A 15,118-nucleotide genomic window follows, 5' to 3' on the forward strand; every position below is an offset into this window, starting at 1 on the left:
AGTGGAATTATGTCGTCCCCTGCAATTAAGACATCCGCCACGGATAAATCACCTCTGGTCCTGGAGTCAGTCGTCAAACGTTTCGGCGGCGTTACCGCGGTCAATGGCGTCAGTCTGGTGGCAGCACCGGGTGAGGTTGTTGGTGTAATCGGGCCCAATGGTAGCGGCAAGTCCACATTGTTCAGCTTGGCGGCAGGCGGGCAGCCAGCGGATGAAGGGCGCATTTGGCTTGATGGTGTTGATGTTACGGGTCAGCCTACCTGGCGTATCGCTCGCTCGGGCATAGGGCGGACATTTCAAATTCCCTCTCTGTTCGACAACATGAGCGTGCGTGAAAACTTGTTGGCCGCGGCTGTCGAGGGTGACTGGAAAGGCGCGCCAGGCAGGGCAAAGGAAGTAGCGGAGATGCTTCAAATCACGCCGGTTATCAATAATCTGGCCTCGGAGCTGTCTGGCGGGCAGCAGAAGCTTCTAGAGTTTGGCCGGGTATGCATGCGCGACCCGAAAGTGATTTTGCTTGATGAGGTCACCGCGGGTGTTCATCCAAATATCCGTCGCATTATTCTGGAAGCCATACGGCGTCTTCGCGAAACGGGCATAACCTTCCTGATTATCGAGCACGATATGGAAATGGTGAGTGAGATATGTGACCGACTCATTGTTATGAATATGGGTGAGGTCGTGGCCGAAGGCACCTTCGAAGAAATAGCGAGCAACGCCGAGGTTCAGCAGGCCTACTTGGGACGGCAGCCATGAGTGAGGCGCTGACAGTCACCGACCTGACCACCGGTTACGGTAAGCAGGAAATCGTTCATGGTATCTCCATAACGGCCCAGCCTGGCCATATCACCTGCGTGTTTGGCCCCAATGGCAGTGGAAAATCCACGGTGATAAAGGCAATCGCCGGCCTGTTACCGGCCTGGTCAGGAAAGATAACGCTGGGAGACATCGATCTTACTGGGCTTCCTGTCCATGAGGTGGTTCGCAAAGGCATCGTGATGATGCCTCAGGGTGGAGGTGTGTTTCCCCGGTTTTCAGTCATGGAAAATCTGCGGATGGGTGGCTATTCGCTGAAGGATACCCGAGACGTTGAGGATCGCATCGAAACATTGATCGCCGACTACCCGAACCTGCAACGACGCCGTAACGTTGCGGCGGGTTCGCTTTCCGGTGGTGAGCAAATGATGGTGGCAATCGCCCGGGCACTGGTGCCGAATCCAGCCTTCGTGATGCTGGATGAGCCTTCAGCGGGCCTTTCGCCTGCCTTGGTCAATGAGACCATGGACAGAGTGCAGGCTTTACGTGAACGCGGTGTTGGCGTGATCATGATAGAACAGAATATTCGAGAGGCGCTTCCGGTGGCGGACAGTGTTTATATTTTTGCGGGTGGAAAAAATAAGTTTTCTGGCACCAGAGACGATATACGAAGCGACGAGCACCTTATGTCGATTTACATGGGTGTTAGTGATTAGGTTTGCCGAAACACCTTGTCCTCGGGGTCAGGTCTTGCGTTTTGCCTCTCGAATAATCCGGCTTACGCAAGAATAATGCAGTCCAAAGAAATCGCCAATCTGCCTCATGCCGTGTCCGGCAGCGCTTACTGCAAGCGACAGTCACTGGCTTACCATCAATTTATTTACTGGCGCCGGAAGCTGGCTCCGACTGAAGACTGCCTGAAGCAGGTGCAAGATCAAGTGCCTGATTGAGCTGAATTTTTATGGCGTCCAGGCGACATTTAAAATCGCCCGGCCGGCGCTTTTAAATGTTGCTCTTTTTTTATGCTTCACATTTCCAATACGCTTTGCAAGGGAAAATCAGAATAGTCTTGGTATTTGTTTCATTTATACATTGTATAAAAAATTAAAAATTGTTTTATGCAATTCGTAGTGATACTTATAAAAAACGTTCAAGTATTAAAAAAATGACTGGTCCAGCAAGTCGCCGTTGTCGCAACTTTCACGACAGGCGCCCCAGGTCAGTACCCAACATTCAGATTAAGAATCTGATCAGTATCGCAGACCAGCAACGTTGATAAAAACGACAATAGGTGAGCCGAGTGAATAATTATCCAGGAGTTGCTTCACGGCAGCCGTTGTTCAATAGGCACTTCTGCCATCGCTCGGTGCACAAAATCAAAGAACACGCGCTCCGCTTGGGAAAAGCGCGAGTCCTGATGCCATATCAGGTGCAGGTCAATATTGGGAATGCCTTCGTAGGGCGGCAACGGCCACAGCAGGCCACTGTCAATGTCTTGCTGAACGGTGTGCTCCGGCAGGCAGCCAATGCCCCAGCCGCTGCGCACAAAACGCTGGATTTCCGTCAGACTGCTCGACGTGACGACCTTCTCTCCCACCAGTCCTGCATTGGCTCGAAACAGCGCGATGCCCGCCAGGGCGCCAGAAAGCTGAGCGCTGGTGAACGAGACGAACGGTTCGTGGCTGAGGGCCTGCAGCGACAGGTTCTGCTGGCCAAAAAAGCGATGCGCCCGACCACAAAAGAACCGATAGCGCTGATTCACCAGCAGTTGGCTGTTCAAGACCTCTACCGGATGCAGCTGCAGACTCACTCCCACCGTGCCCATTTTCTGCACCATCGACTGAACCACATCATGGCTCGACAGCACGTTAACCTCGCAGGTAATGCGGGGGTGTTGATGATGAAAGCGTTGCAGCACGTCATCAAGAAAGCTGCATTGAATACCGCTGACCAGAAACAGGGTGATCTGCCCGGCCACTTCGGGAGGAGCGTCGCGCACGTTGACGCTGAGCCGCGCCACATTGGCATAGATTTCCAGCGCTTCGCAATAGACCAGTTCGCCTGCTGCAGTCACTCGAAAGCGATGACTGCCACGCTCGATCAGGCTCTGCCCAAGATGCGATTCAAGCCGCTTCAACGCTAGGCTGACCGCCGGCTGCGAAAGGTTCAGGCGCTGCCCAGCACGACTGATACTTTTTTCCTGGACGATACTGACAAAGGTACGCAGCAAGTTCCAGTCAAGCGAGTCGTGTAGAGGCCTCATCCAAGCAAACTCCCGTGGGCGATAGAAACGTCACCTGTCAATTTTGAGAAAGATTACAGCAAGGCGGCGTAGCTGCCAATCACCAGCCACCAGGCTTATTGATCAGTAAAGGAGTACATCGCATGACGACTCACGCTACAAATGTGCCCACTACCCCGCAGATTGATGGCGAACGTCTTTGGTCATCGCTGATGGAGATGGCGCGTATCGGACCATCTCCCAACGGCGGTAGCCGTCGGCTGGCCCTGAGCGATGAGGACCTGGCCGGTCGCCAGCAGCTACTCGACTGGGCCGCATTGCTGGGCTGCGAATGGCAGATGGACCAAGCGGGCAATATGTTCATTTATCGCCTTGGGCGTGACAACGATCTTTCTCCTGTGGCGATTGGCAGCCATCTGGATTCACAGCCGCTGGGCGGGCGTTTTGATGGTGTGCTGGGCGTGCTCGCCGGATTGGAAATCTTTCGCACCCTGAACGACCAGGGCATTACCACCCTCCGGCCGCTGGTGCTGGTGAACTGGACCAACGAGGAAGGCAGCCGCTTTGCCCCGGCAATGGGCGGCAGTGGTGTTTACAGTGAACGGCTGTCGCTGGAGGATTTTCGCGCCGCCGAGGACCGTGATGGTGTCTCTTTGGGCAAAGCGCTCGACCAATCCGGCTATCAAGGCTCTTTGACTCGCCACGATTTGCCACTGGCAGCCTATCTGGAACTGCATATTGAACAGGGCCCGATACTCGAGAAAAAAAACCTGCCGGTGGGCATTGTCAGTGGCGTGCAAGGGTTACGTTGGTACGACATCACATTTACCGGTGATTCCGCTCACGCTGGCCCGACGCCCATGGAGTATCGCCATGACCCATTAATGGCCGCGACGGCCTTTGTGGAAGCCATGCGCAAGAGCGTACTCGACGATGCCGATGGCGCCTCGCGCCTGACCATCGGCGATTTTCGGGTCGCCGAGCCGTCGCGCAATGTGATCCCAGGGGCGGTCACCTTGCAGGTCGATGTGCGTCATACCAAGGAAGCCGCCCTGCAAACGCTTGATGACAGCCTCCGCGCCCATGTAAAGGCGGCCGCGGAACGCGAAGGCGTCAGCGCCAACATCAGTGTGGTGTGGCATATGCCGGTCACCCGCTTTGATGAGGCGCTGGTGAAGGATCTTTCCAGCGCGACGGAGGCGTTGGGCCACGTGCCGTTTTGCATGATGAGCGGCGCCGGTCACGACGCGGTGAATATCAGCTATGTAACGCCGACCGCGATGTTGTTCATACCTTGCCGAGACGGCATCAGCCATAACGAACGTGAATGTGCCGAGCCCGAGCACTGCGCTATCGGTGCACAAGTGTTATGCGATGCGCTATTGCGCACGGCGAATCGCGAGTAACAAAGCAGCTTAGACGAATTCAATGCCTTAATAACCCGGCTCTGCGGAGCCATACTTCCCATCAACCAACCATAAGTACGGGGAAAACAATGAAAAAAACCTTAACCCTTGTCATTACTATTGCATCTCTGGCGGCCACTTTCGCCTGGGCGGAAGAACCCCGCTCAGGCGGCGTTATCAACACGGTGATACAGCCTGAACCGCCCGGCATTATTGCCGGGGTTCACCAGAACGCACCGACCCAGATGATCTCCGGCAACATCTATGAAAGCCTGCTGCGTTACGATACCGACCTCAAACCCATGCCGCAGCTGGCCCGTGACTGGACAGTCAGCGAAGATGGCCTGACCTACACATTCTACCTGCATGAAAACGCCACCTGGCACGATGGCGAGCCTTTCACTTCCGCAGATGTGGTGTTCTCCACCGATGTTTACCTGCGTGAAATGAACCCTCGCACCCGGACGATTCTTTCCCACGTCAAGAGCATCGAAGCTCCTGACGATCACACCGTGGTATTCACGCTCAAAAACGCCTTTGGCCCTTTTATGCTGGCCTTTGAAGCGGGCACCATGCCGATGATGCCCAAGCATATCTATGAAAATACCGACTTCCGAACCAACGAGGCCAACAATCATCCGATTGGCACCGGCCCGTTCAAGTTCGAAAGCTGGGACCGTGGCCGCGTCATTAAGCTGGTGAAAAACGAAGACTATTACGAGGAAGGGCTGCCCTACCTGGACGGCATCAACTGGCACGTTATTCCGGATGCTTCGTCGCGTGCGGTGGCTTACGAAAACGGTACGATCGACGTGCTACCGGCCAACTCGGTCGAAAACTTTGATATCCCGCGTCTGAGCGAACTCGATAACACCTGTCGTACCGAACAGGGTCAGGAGTACTTCAGCCCCTTCGCCATGCTGTGGATGAACAACCGCGAAGGCCCGACGGCGGATAAACGCTTTCGTCAGGCAGTCATGTACGCCCTTGACCGCGAATTTGTCCGCGATGTGCTGTGGAACGGTTTGGGCAAGGTACCGCTTTCCTCCTTTGGCTCGAATGCCAGCTTCCAGAATGACAGCCTGCCACCTTATGAACACGACCCGGAACGCGCCCGTGAACTGTTGGATGAAATGGGCTACAAGGGTGAAGAAATACGCTTGTTGCCGATTCCCTACGGCGAAACCTGGGTACGCTGGGCCGAAGCGGTTCAGCAGAATCTGCAGGAAGTGGGCATCAACGTCACCACACAGTCCACTGATGTCGGTGGCTGGAACCAGCGCCTGGCCGAGTGGGACTACGATCTCGCCTTTACCTACCTCTTTCAATACGGCGACCCGGCCCTGGGTATCTCACGGACCTATATTTCCAGCAATATCGCGAAAGGCTCTCAATGGAACAACGTCGAAGGTTATAAGAACGAGCGCGTAGACGAGCTGTTCGACCTGGCGGCGACCGCCTACCCGGACGAAAAACGTAAAGAGTACTACCACGAGGTTCAGGAGATTCTTCACGACGAGGTCCCGGTCGGCTGGTTGCTTGAACTGGGTTTCCCGACCATCTACCGCTGTGATGTTAAAAACCTTGTCACCACAGGCATTGGCCTTAACGACGGCTTTAAAAACGCCTGGTTTGACCGGTAACACGACGTTGGGCGGCGTTTCGCCGCCCAACTCTCGCATCACGTCGCCACGGGAGTAATAGCATGCTCTATGCTAGGTTGATCATCATGCGGCTTTTGAAAGCCGTCATTGTTCTGTTTCTGATCGTTATCTTCAATTTTTTCCTGATTCATATGGCCCCCGGTGATCCAGCGGTTGTAATGGCCGGTGAAGCGGGTGCCACCGACGCGGAATTCCTGAATCAGCTGCGCGAGCAGTTTGGGCTTGATCAGCCGCTTTACGTCCAGCTGTGGAATTACGTATCAGGCATCGCCACACTGGATTTCGGTTATTCCTACCGTCAGCAGACGCCGGTGTTTGACCTGATTATGGACCGTTTGCCCGCAACCTTGCTGCTGACCGGCACGGCCTTCGTCATGTCACTGGGCCTGGGCATTCTGGCAGGATCTATGGCGGCGGCACGGGCTAAAAAACTTAGCGGTTCGCTGATCATGGCACTCGCGCTGGTATTTTACGCCACGCCGCTGTTTTGGGTGGCGCTGATGGCTGTGATGCTGTTTTCGGTGCAACTTGAATGGCTGCCCGCTTACGGTTACTACACCGTGGGCGCCGATCTCACCGGCTTTGCCCTGGCGCTGGATATCGGTCAGCACCTGATTCTTCCCGCCACCACCCTCGCGCTGTTTTCCATGGCCGTTTATACCCGTATGACGCGCACCTCCATGCTGGAGGCTAGTCAGCAGGATTACGTCAAGACAGCAAGGGCCAAAGGGCTGGCACCCGGGGTCATTCAGCGGCGGCATATTCTGCGCAATGCCCTGCTTCCAATTATCACCTTGGCAGGCTTGCAGGCTGGCCAGATGGTAGGGGGCGCAATTCTCACTGAAACGGTTTTCGCCTGGCCGGGTATCGGCCGCCTGATGTTCGAGGCACTGATGCAACGTGACTACAACCTGCTGCTAGGAATCTTTTTCTTCTCTGCTGCACTAGTCATTGTGTTCAACATCATTACCGACCTTGTTTATGGCCTGGTTGACCCGCGTATCAAGGAGTCATCATGAATTTCTTTGCCCGCTTCGCCCAGAACCGTGGAGCCCTGGTCGGGTTGATCATACTGACCATCATTATTCTGATGGCGATCACCGCCCCTTTGTTTTTCCCCGAGTCGCCGTGGCGGATGTTGCAGCGCCCCTTCCTGACACCCTTTGAAGTTGATGGTTTCCCGATGGGCACCGACACCATGGGCCGCAACGTCGCCGCTGGGCTGATGCACGGTGCCTGGGTGTCGCTGCTGATTGGCTTGGTATCCACCACTGTGGCGCTGCTGATTGGCTTGCCGCTGGGAGCCATTGCGGGTTACTACGGTGGTCTGCTCGATGATGCGCTGATGCGGTTCACCGAGTTCTTCCAGACCATTCCCAGCTTTGCTCTGGCTATTGTCCTGGTCGCCATCATGCAGCCCAGCGTGACCTCGATTGTACTGGCCATTGCGCTGGTCAGCTGGCCACCGGTGGCCCGTTTGGTGCGTGCGGAGTTCATGTCGTTGCGCAACCGTGAGTATGTCGAAGCGGCGCGTCTGGTCGGCCAGGGCAACACGACTATCATCCTGCGCCAGATCCTGCCTAACGCCATGTCGCCGATTATTGTCCTGGCGTCCTTGATGGTGGCTACCGCTATCCTGCTGGAGTCCTCTCTTTCCTTTCTGGGGCTGGGTGACCCGAACGTCATGTCATGGGGCTATATGATTGGCGCCGCTCGCACGGTTATTCGCCAGGCCTGGTGGCTAAGTTTCTTCCCTGGGCTGGCCATTCTACTCACCGTACTGGCCTTGAACCTGGTCGGAGAAGGCCTCGACGATGCGCTTAATCCGAAACTTAGCCGAGAACGCTCATGAATAAGGGAAACCATATAGCTTCAACAACCGATACTCCCTTGCTGAGCCTGCAGGATCTGACCATTGCGCTGCCCACGGGGGCGGACCGCGCCTATGCTGTGGAAAACCTCAGCTACGATGTACTGCGCGGCGAAATTCTATGCGTAGTGGGCGAATCCGGTTCCGGCAAGTCCATGGCCGCCAACGCCGTCATGGGTCTTTTGCCCAAGGGCGTTCGACCGGTGGGCGGCAAGGCAATGTTTGCCGGGCAAGACCTGTTGAGCATCACCGAAAAGCAGCATCGCGAACTGCGTGGCCTGCGCATTGGCATGATTTTCCAGGAGCCGATGACCGCCTTGAACCCCTTGATGCGAGTCGGTGCGCAGATCAACGAGGTCTTCGAAGCCCACAGCCAGCTGAACAGAGCCGAACGTGGCGCCAAAGCGCTGGAGCTATTAAAGGAAGTGGGTCTTCCCGACCCGGAAAAAGCCATTCGCGCTTACCCTTTTCAGCTTTCCGGCGGTCAGCGCCAGCGGGTCATGATTGCCATGGCCCTGGCATTAGAGCCAGAGCTATTGATTGCCGACGAGCCAACCACGGCATTGGATGTTACCACTCAGGCCCAGATTCTGGACCTGATTATTGATCTGCAAAAAAGACACGGAATGGCAGTGATGTTTATCACCCATGACTTCGGGGTGGTGGCTGAAATTGCCACTCGGGTTTGTGTGATGCGCCATGGCCAGATTATTGAGCTCGGCGAGGCCAAGGAGGTACTGGCCAACCCGCAACATGAATACACCCGTGCCTTGATCGAGGCGATCCCCAGCGATATCGTGCCGGACGCCCGCGGGGCAGAAACCGACACACTGTTGCTGGATGTCAAAGGTCTCAACAAGGTCTTCCGCTCCAGTGGCGGCCTGTTCAAGCCCGCCCGTGAAGTGCATGCCCTCGACAACGTGTCGTTTTCGCTGGCCAAGGGCGAAACCATCGGCATTGTTGGCGAATCCGGCTCGGGAAAATCCACCTTGGGGCGCTGCATTGTGCGTCTGGAGACCCCGGATAGCGGCACCATGAGCCTGTCCGGCATCGATTTCATGCAGCTCAACGGGGAGTCGCTGCGCCGCGAACGCAAACGCGTGCAGATGATTTTTCAGGACCCCTACGCATCCCTCAACCCGCGTACAAGGGTGGGCATGGCCATTGCTCAAGGCCCGATTGCCAATGGCGTGCCCAAGAAGAAAGCCCTGATACAGGCCGACGACCTGCTCGAACTGGTGGGCCTGGCCAACACCGCTAACCGCTTTCCGCATGAGTTTTCCGGTGGGCAACGCCAGCGGATCGGCATCGCCCGCGCACTGGCGCTGGAGCCGGAACTGATTGTTGCCGATGAAGCTGTCTCGGCACTGGATGTGTCGATTCAGGCCCAGATTCTGAAGCTGTTGGAAGACCTCAAGCAGAAACTCTCGTTATCGCTTCTGTTCATCACCCATGATTTGCGGGTGGCTGCCCAGATCTGCGATCACATTATCGTCATGCAGCATGGCCGTGTTGTGGAACAGGGCCCTGCCCGTGACGTCTTCCTGGCGCCACAGCAGGCGTATACCCGCCAGTTGCTAGAGGCAATTCCCGGCCGACCGGAGGCCACTGAAACCGCAGCACAACAACGAGGCTCTGAATGAATGCACTATTAGCCGAAATCATCGCCATCGTCGGCCCGTCGCATCTGCTGGAGGGTGATGATGTCAGCGCCCGTCGCGATGACTGGATGCACGGAACGCCCTGCCGGGCACGCGCCATTGTGCGCCCGGCAGATGCCGAACAGCTTTCTCAGGTGATGGCCGCATGCCATCGGACTCGCCAGCCAGTCGTTCCCCACGGCGGGCTGACGGGCCTGGTCGGCGGCAGCGTGGCCAGCTCTGACGAACTGGCAATTTCGCTGGAGCGGATGAACCAGATCGACGCCATTGATCCGATCAGCGGCACCTTGACCGTGCAGGCGGGCACGCCCCTTCAGCGGGTGCAGGAGGCTGCCGCCGAGGCGGGCATGCAATTCGCCCTCGATTTAGGTGCGCGTGGTTCCTGCACGGTGGGCGGCAATATCGCGACTAATGCCGGGGGCGTGCGGGTAATTCGTTACGGCATGATGCGTGAGCAGGTACTGGGCGAGCAGCTCGCGGCGTTTGAAGTCATGTGGCACAACCACTATGCGCTGCTTACCGAAGAAAGCGGTCGCCATAAGATACTGCCGGATGAGGTGCCTTGAACTTTTCCGGCGTTCGACGCCAGTTCGCGCAACGACGCGATAGCGGGCAGTTATCCACTATCGCGCTGATTGCGACCATCGGGTTGTTCTGGGGCGGCAACTGGCCAGCGGTACGTTTTATTCTGGCCGACATTCCCCCGTTCACACTGCGTTCCATTGGCTTCACCACTGGCGCGGTGCTGCTGCTCAGCTGGGCGTACTGGCGACGTTTACCGTTGAGGGTGTCGTCAAAAGAATGGCCGTGGCTGGCGGTAACGGGGCTGTTCACCATTCTAGGGTTCAACTTGGCGACGGCTTTCGGCCAGCTGCACATGCCGACCTCGCAAGCTGCTATTATCGCCTTCAGCATGCCCTGTTGGGCCTTGTTGCTGGGCTGGTGGCTGCTTGGTCAGCGCATCACCAAACGCCAGTGGCTGGGGCTTGCCTGCGGGCAGGCTGGGCTTTTGGTGCTGTTGGGGCCTTCGGCCTTGCAAGGTGGCAGCCAGGGGTTGGTTGGCCCCCTGATCATGCTCGGTGCCGCCCTGTCATGGGCGCTAGGCACGGTATTGATCAAGCGGCGCGGCGGCTGGGAAAGCCATGCGGTGGTGATTACCGGCTGGCAATTTTTGTTGTGTGCCATCCCCATGATTATCATGATGGTCGCCCTAGAGCCCATGCCCAAACCCGCCACCTGGCAGACGTCCACCTGGCTGGCGCTAGGCTACCATCTGCTGTTTTCGATCACCCTGGCGCAGATGCTGTGGTTCATGAACGTTAACCGTCTGACCATTGCCCAGGCAACCATTTCGACCTTGATCATTCCCACCGTGGGGGTATCCAGCGCGATCGTGCTGCTGGGAGAACCGCTCAGCCCCAAGGTGTTTATCGCCCTGCTGCTGACGCTGGCTGCGGTGGCTATCGTCATGTTCAAGCGTGCGGGCCCTGCCACTGGCACCCCCTAACCCCCAATTAACCTGCCCATGCGATATATCTTTAAAATAGTGACCTTAAAAGGCTGTTCGCCAATGTACAGCATGTTGAAAGAAGCACTGGCGTTCGGTATTCCGGCTGAAAACGTCCAGTTTGTTGAATGCTGCCGCAGTGCCGAGCACCAAATCTTCCACGAAGAGCTAACAGAGCTGGAAAAGACAGCCGGGCTGAATCTCAAGCGCGCATTTGAGTTTGGCGAAGGTGCGGACTGGGTTGGGTACTTATCCGCTGATATTCTCAATACATGGCTGACCGACAAAACGGCTCACGTTTACTTCTGTGGCCCTATGCCCTTTATGGCGTCCCTCAAGGGCATACTTAACAGCATAGGATTCACCGACGACCAGTTGCACTACGAAGTATTTGGGCCAACAACCGAATTGCCTACAGCCCACTGACGTTATAAAGCCATTGCCGGCGCGGCTCAGACTTCAATAGTTCTGTCTGCAACAAACAGTGGTGGCTCATATTCTTTCGGATAGGCACCCGGGTTGGCAAATACTCGGGTGCCATCAACCTGCAGATCCACCGGCTCGTGAACGTGGCCGTGAACCCACAGATTCATTTTCCCCATCAGTGCCCGCAAATCCGAAGCAAAAGCCGGCGACAACGAGTCACCCTGATATTTTGGCGGAATACACTCCGGTAATGGCGCATGGTGGCTAATCACCACTCGCGGGCCCGGGCAAGGTTCGCTTAACGCCGCCTTAAGCCAGGCCATGGCTTCTGCATGCAACCTCTGACTTTCTACAATGGAGAACACCTCGCCCACCGGTTGCTCGATAATGCGGAAATCAGGCATAAACGCGAGCGCACGTTGTTCAGTCTGCAACGGATCATAGTCAGGTTGGCCGGTATACAGACCAAAATCTGTCCATAGTGTGCTGCCATGAAAGCGCACGCCGTCAATGTTCACCGTGTCATTATCAAGCAGGTGAATTCCCAGGCGCTTGGCGTCGGCCCGCAATGCTCTGCGCACGTCGGGCATGCTTGTTCCATAAAACTCGTGATTGCCCGGAACGTAGATGATGTTCTGCCCGGTAAATCGTTCCGCCGCCCATACGAGGCCTTCCGTTATACGATGAATGTCACCAGCAAGGATAACCACATCTGCGGCCACATCAGGCAGGTCGCGACCTGCCTGAAAACATTCAATGTGCAAATCCGACAGTATTCGCAAGCGCACAATCTTATCTCCCTGGAAAACCTGAGTGGATTTTTTCTCAGGAGTTAGCCTACTCGGTTTGACGCGTCTGGGGCTATAATCCTCGGGGTCAGATCTTGCGTTTTGCCTCCCGAATAATTCGGATTACGCGAGAATAAGGCAGAATGAGACGATTACAGGGAAAGGGAGCGACAATCTCAACCCCCAGCGCTTGGAATTTGAAACCGCGTTGCTTATTTCCAGCAAGTGTTGCGCAGGGCTGCGTCGCCGACTGAAACGCCGCGCACGCCGATTGAGTTCAGGGTAAAGCTTCCACAGTCATCCGCAGCCATCGATCCGCCGGTAACGGGAGTCATTTTGAGCTCATAACTGACAGCATTCGCCTTTGGAACTGAAAGCTTATAGATTGCGTCGCCGTCTGCAGGCGACTGCTTCAGGTTGTCTGGGATTTGATCGAACACAGCGTTGCTGGGGCTGGCGCGATCTTCTCTAAAACTGTCATTGGCAGCATAAAAACGCTGCATGAACTGGGCAACCTGCAACAACTGGGTTCGGGCGTCCGCCCGCTTTGCGCGCGCTATATACTGGGTATAAGACGGCAGCGCTATGCTGGCTAAAATTGCGACAATTACCACCGCGATCATGAGCTCGATCAAGGTAAACCCGGAACTAAACCGCCACGGTGAGGGTTTGAGCGAGTGGAAATTAAATCGCATAAAACATACTCCTGATTGAATGTGGGGGGCATTTTCCCTGCTAACGCATAAAAATTTGACGCCACTGGCGCGATATTATTTGTGGTAGTGAAATGGGGGGGGGGCCAATTTCGCAACTTGTGCCAATTCTCTCGCCGACTGTTGCACCAGCCCCGATTGTTAGAGCGCCAGCGTTATGGACTTTGGCTCTACCCGTGACGTTAGCCAAAGCGCCAACAGTGATAGCGCCTGCTGTGGCGGTTTCAACATTGCCGCCAACGTTTGCGCTAGCCCCGATGGTGATAGCGCCGGAGTTGCCGGAGCAGACACTACGGCCAATATTTGCGCCAGTCCCAACGGTAATGGCTCCAGCGTTGGTGCTGACGTTGCCGTCAACTTTTGCGTCTTCCTCAACTGTAATTGCACCGGTGTTAGTGGTTACCGAGCCATTGACTTCGGCACCGCTTTTGATGGTAATAGCGCCGGCACCAGTCCCGCTGCCGATGGAGGTGGTAGCGACATCGCCCGTAACTTTTGCGTCAACTCCTATTGTGATGGCACCCTCCCCACTAGAGAGGATCGAACCTGTGATCGTGCTTATATCGCCGACGTTGATGGCACCAAATTTGGTGTTGAGATCACCGATTATGGTGCTGTCATCGCCGATGTTTATAACACCCGCCAGGCTAGAGCTGATCGAACCTGTGACCGTGATTCTATCGCCGACGTTGATAGCACCAGATTTGGTGGTGAGTTTGCCGATTATGGTGCTGTCAGCACCGATGTTGATGACGCCTGCTTCGGTTGTGGTCAGGTCACCTTCAACTTGGCTGTTAGCACCGATGGTGATGGTGCCAGTTATGGCGTTGTTGCCAATAATTCTTCCTTTAAAAATTGTGTTGGCGCCTAAATCGGTAATCCCGGTAACCGTAATCGTCAGGTCGGAGGGGTCTCCTGCTGCATTGATTTGTGTGGGGCTGACGGTTGTGAAGTCACCGATGACAGTGATCGCGATTGGACCTGTGATGGTGATCGTGTCTGAGGCGGCAAGCGTTAGTGGAGTGCAGGTGTAAACATCACTCACAGGCCCTGTGCAGGCTGCTGGAATATAGTCTGTTGGGATATTGTTAGTGAAGTTGTAATCTTCCGCTTGAGCCGGTAGCCAAACCAGTAACAATAATAGTGGGACCAGCCGCAATATCCATTGACGTGCGTCGAAACCGAATGACGGGCTGTAACAAAATAGTGCCATATACTGCTGTGACCACGGTCCCCGGTTATTGGACCTTCTGACGGTGGATAAAACAGTGCACGAAAGCTTAATCATGGATGATTTTATCCTGTGTTTTAATATGTGAATTTAATCATCATCAACTTCATAAAAACGTATTTTAATCTGAGATTGCAGCCAGACTTCACTGCCAACAGGACGGCCGGCACCCTTCTCCACTTCAGGACCAAATCCGCGGGCGGTGATCCGAAATGAGGAATCCGGATCTACATCAGAATCCGGGTCTATATCATACTTTGCTGGTACAGCTGGCACAGCTGGTACAGCCGGCACAGCCGATGGCTCACCCCCCGGTCCAGCCGGTACAGCCGGTACAGCCGGTACAGCCGGTACAGTCTTCGCTACAGTCGTCGCTACAATCATACGCTCGACCATGCACTCGGGTGCTCGCTTGTAGGTGGTGACCATGCCAGTTTGGTTGACCATGATCAGAGGAAGCGGGTAAACCTTATTAGATGAGGTGTCGTCCCACATTGTCGGCTTTTGCCAATTCGGCGGTGTAGCCTCAGATAAAATATTATCGTCACTAAATGTGGTTACATAGTCATCGGTGCCACCAGCGGCAACGGTTAATATCTGCAAAACAGAACGCTCGCAATGCTGTAAAGCAATCTCCGCGGCTTGGGTAGCCAGTTCAGTGGTGCGTACATTGCCGGACACACTGACTGTGGAGCTGGCATTGCGGATACTGGTTACGGCAAGCAGCGAGATTACGACTAATACAATCAGCGCAATGATCAGTACTACGCCATGCTGGGATTGCGCCAATCGAAAGTGCGGCGAGATTTTTCTCGGCGTTGGGCTGGGTGCAGATTGGACGGATATTTTCATGA

The 15,118-nt window shown here is 55.5% G+C and carries 16 protein-coding genes; 11 read left to right on the forward strand and 5 right to left on the reverse strand.

The features are described from left to right. Positions 1-9: 9 nt before the first annotated feature. The 3 genes from MIH19_RS16075 (at position 10) to MIH19_RS16085 (ending at position 1,706) form a co-directional block, all read left to right on the forward strand. Positions 10-756: an ABC transporter ATP-binding protein gene (locus MIH19_RS16075; RefSeq protein ID WP_249005828.1), complete on the forward strand. Its 747-nt coding sequence runs from the start codon at positions 10-12 to the stop codon at positions 754-756. After that, positions 753-1,472, forward strand: coding sequence for an ABC transporter ATP-binding protein (locus MIH19_RS16080; RefSeq protein WP_249005829.1), 720 nt, complete (start codon positions 753-755; stop codon positions 1,470-1,472). The genes MIH19_RS16075 and MIH19_RS16080 overlap by 4 nt, the downstream gene beginning before the upstream one ends. A 75-nt stretch (positions 1,473-1,547) precedes the next feature. Next, on the forward strand, positions 1,548-1,706 hold the full coding sequence (locus MIH19_RS16085) for a hypothetical protein (protein WP_249005830.1): 159 nt from the start codon (positions 1,548-1,550) through the stop codon (positions 1,704-1,706). A 374-nt stretch (positions 1,707-2,080) separates the two neighbouring features. On the opposite strand, the gene MIH19_RS16090 is transcribed toward MIH19_RS16085, so the two are convergent. After that, positions 2,081-3,019 (reverse strand): LysR family transcriptional regulator, encoded by a 939-nt coding sequence (locus MIH19_RS16090; RefSeq protein ID WP_249005831.1) that lies wholly within the window; start codon positions 3,017-3,019, stop codon positions 2,081-2,083. A 122-nt stretch (positions 3,020-3,141) separates the two neighbouring features. Here MIH19_RS16090 and MIH19_RS16095 point away from each other — a divergent pair, with 122 nt between their 5' ends. The 8 genes from MIH19_RS16095 to MIH19_RS16130 all read left to right on the forward strand — a co-directional run bounded on the left by MIH19_RS16095 (position 3,142) and on the right by MIH19_RS16130 (position 11,532). Then, positions 3,142-4,404: a Zn-dependent hydrolase gene (locus tag MIH19_RS16095; protein ID WP_249005832.1), complete on the forward strand. Its 1,263-nt coding sequence runs from the start codon at positions 3,142-3,144 to the stop codon at positions 4,402-4,404. 89 nt (positions 4,405-4,493) lie between these two features. Further along, entirely contained in the window at positions 4,494-6,047 is a 1,554-nt protein-coding gene (locus tag MIH19_RS16100) for an ABC transporter substrate-binding protein (protein ID WP_249005833.1), read from the forward strand. A gap of 62 nt (positions 6,048-6,109) precedes the next feature. Beyond that, a complete protein-coding gene (locus tag MIH19_RS16105) occupies positions 6,110-7,087 on the forward strand; it encodes an ABC transporter permease (protein ID WP_249005834.1) in 978 nt (325 codons plus the stop codon). Then, positions 7,084-7,920, forward strand: coding sequence for an ABC transporter permease (locus MIH19_RS16110; protein ID WP_249005835.1), 837 nt, complete (start codon positions 7,084-7,086; stop codon positions 7,918-7,920). Before MIH19_RS16105 ends, MIH19_RS16110 begins: the two co-directional genes overlap by 4 nt. Beyond that, positions 7,917-9,581: an ABC transporter ATP-binding protein gene (locus tag MIH19_RS16115; protein ID WP_249005836.1), complete on the forward strand. Its 1,665-nt coding sequence runs from the start codon at positions 7,917-7,919 to the stop codon at positions 9,579-9,581. The genes MIH19_RS16110 and MIH19_RS16115 overlap by 4 nt, the downstream gene beginning before the upstream one ends. Continuing rightward, complete coding sequence (locus MIH19_RS16120; protein ID WP_249005837.1) at positions 9,578-10,165, forward strand: FAD-binding oxidoreductase; 588 nt, start codon at positions 9,578-9,580, stop codon at positions 10,163-10,165. The genes MIH19_RS16115 and MIH19_RS16120 overlap by 4 nt, the downstream gene beginning before the upstream one ends. Then, the gene (locus MIH19_RS16125) at positions 10,162-11,106 is read left to right on the forward strand and encodes an EamA family transporter (RefSeq protein WP_249005838.1); all 945 of its coding nucleotides are present in this window, start codon (positions 10,162-10,164) and stop codon (positions 11,104-11,106) included. The genes MIH19_RS16120 and MIH19_RS16125 overlap by 4 nt, the downstream gene beginning before the upstream one ends. A 63-nt stretch (positions 11,107-11,169) precedes the next feature. Next, positions 11,170-11,532 carry a hypothetical protein gene (locus MIH19_RS16130; RefSeq protein ID WP_249005839.1) on the forward strand — a complete coding sequence of 121 codons (363 nt, stop codon included), beginning with the start codon at positions 11,170-11,172 and terminating at the stop codon, positions 11,530-11,532. 26 nt (positions 11,533-11,558) lie between these two features. On the opposite strand, the gene MIH19_RS16135 is transcribed toward MIH19_RS16130, so the two are convergent. The 4 genes from MIH19_RS16135 to MIH19_RS16150 form a co-directional block, all read right to left on the reverse strand. Continuing rightward, entirely contained in the window at positions 11,559-12,320 is a 762-nt protein-coding gene (locus MIH19_RS16135) for a metallophosphoesterase (RefSeq protein ID WP_249005840.1), read from the reverse strand. A gap of 212 nt (positions 12,321-12,532) precedes the next feature. Beyond that, positions 12,533-13,015: a type IV pilin protein gene (locus MIH19_RS16140; RefSeq protein ID WP_249005841.1), complete on the reverse strand. Its 483-nt coding sequence runs from the start codon at positions 13,013-13,015 to the stop codon at positions 12,533-12,535. 40 nt (positions 13,016-13,055) lie between these two features. Next, positions 13,056-14,321 (reverse strand): type II secretory pathway protein, encoded by a 1,266-nt coding sequence (locus MIH19_RS16145; protein ID WP_249005842.1) that lies wholly within the window; start codon positions 14,319-14,321, stop codon positions 13,056-13,058. A 33-nt stretch (positions 14,322-14,354) separates the two neighbouring features. Further along, complete coding sequence (locus MIH19_RS16150) at positions 14,355-15,116, reverse strand: PilX N-terminal domain-containing pilus assembly protein (protein ID WP_249005843.1); 762 nt, start codon at positions 15,114-15,116, stop codon at positions 14,355-14,357. Positions 15,117-15,118: the final 2 nt, after the last annotated feature.

Source organism: Marinobacter sp. M1C (genome assembly GCF_023314135.1).
Lineage (GTDB): Bacteria > Pseudomonadota > Gammaproteobacteria > Pseudomonadales > Oleiphilaceae > Marinobacter.

Coding starts and splice junctions, on each gene's coding strand:
- MIH19_RS16145 (WP_249005842.1), bottom strand. CDS start 14,321: ATGATTAAGCTTTCGTGCACTGTTTTATCCACCGTCAGAAGGTCCAAT.
- MIH19_RS16095 (WP_249005832.1), top strand. CDS start 3,142: ATGACGACTCACGCTACAAATGTGCCCACTACCCCGCAGATTGATGGC.
- MIH19_RS16100 (WP_249005833.1), top strand. CDS start 4,494: ATGAAAAAAACCTTAACCCTTGTCATTACTATTGCATCTCTGGCGGCC.
- MIH19_RS16080 (WP_249005829.1), top strand. CDS start 753: ATGAGTGAGGCGCTGACAGTCACCGACCTGACCACCGGTTACGGTAAG.
- MIH19_RS16130 (WP_249005839.1), top strand. CDS start 11,170: ATGTACAGCATGTTGAAAGAAGCACTGGCGTTCGGTATTCCGGCTGAA.
- MIH19_RS16140 (WP_249005841.1), bottom strand. CDS start 13,015: ATGCGATTTAATTTCCACTCGCTCAAACCCTCACCGTGGCGGTTTAGT.
- MIH19_RS16075 (WP_249005828.1), top strand. CDS start 10: ATGTCGTCCCCTGCAATTAAGACATCCGCCACGGATAAATCACCTCTG.
- MIH19_RS16150 (WP_249005843.1), bottom strand. CDS start 15,116: ATGAAAATATCCGTCCAATCTGCACCCAGCCCAACGCCGAGAAAAATC.
- MIH19_RS16090 (WP_249005831.1), bottom strand. CDS start 3,019: ATGAGGCCTCTACACGACTCGCTTGACTGGAACTTGCTGCGTACCTTT.
- MIH19_RS16110 (WP_249005835.1), top strand. CDS start 7,084: ATGAATTTCTTTGCCCGCTTCGCCCAGAACCGTGGAGCCCTGGTCGGG.
- MIH19_RS16120 (WP_249005837.1), top strand. CDS start 9,578: ATGAATGCACTATTAGCCGAAATCATCGCCATCGTCGGCCCGTCGCAT.
- MIH19_RS16105 (WP_249005834.1), top strand. CDS start 6,110: ATGCTCTATGCTAGGTTGATCATCATGCGGCTTTTGAAAGCCGTCATT.
- MIH19_RS16115 (WP_249005836.1), top strand. CDS start 7,917: ATGAATAAGGGAAACCATATAGCTTCAACAACCGATACTCCCTTGCTG.
- MIH19_RS16085 (WP_249005830.1), top strand. CDS start 1,548: ATGCAGTCCAAAGAAATCGCCAATCTGCCTCATGCCGTGTCCGGCAGC.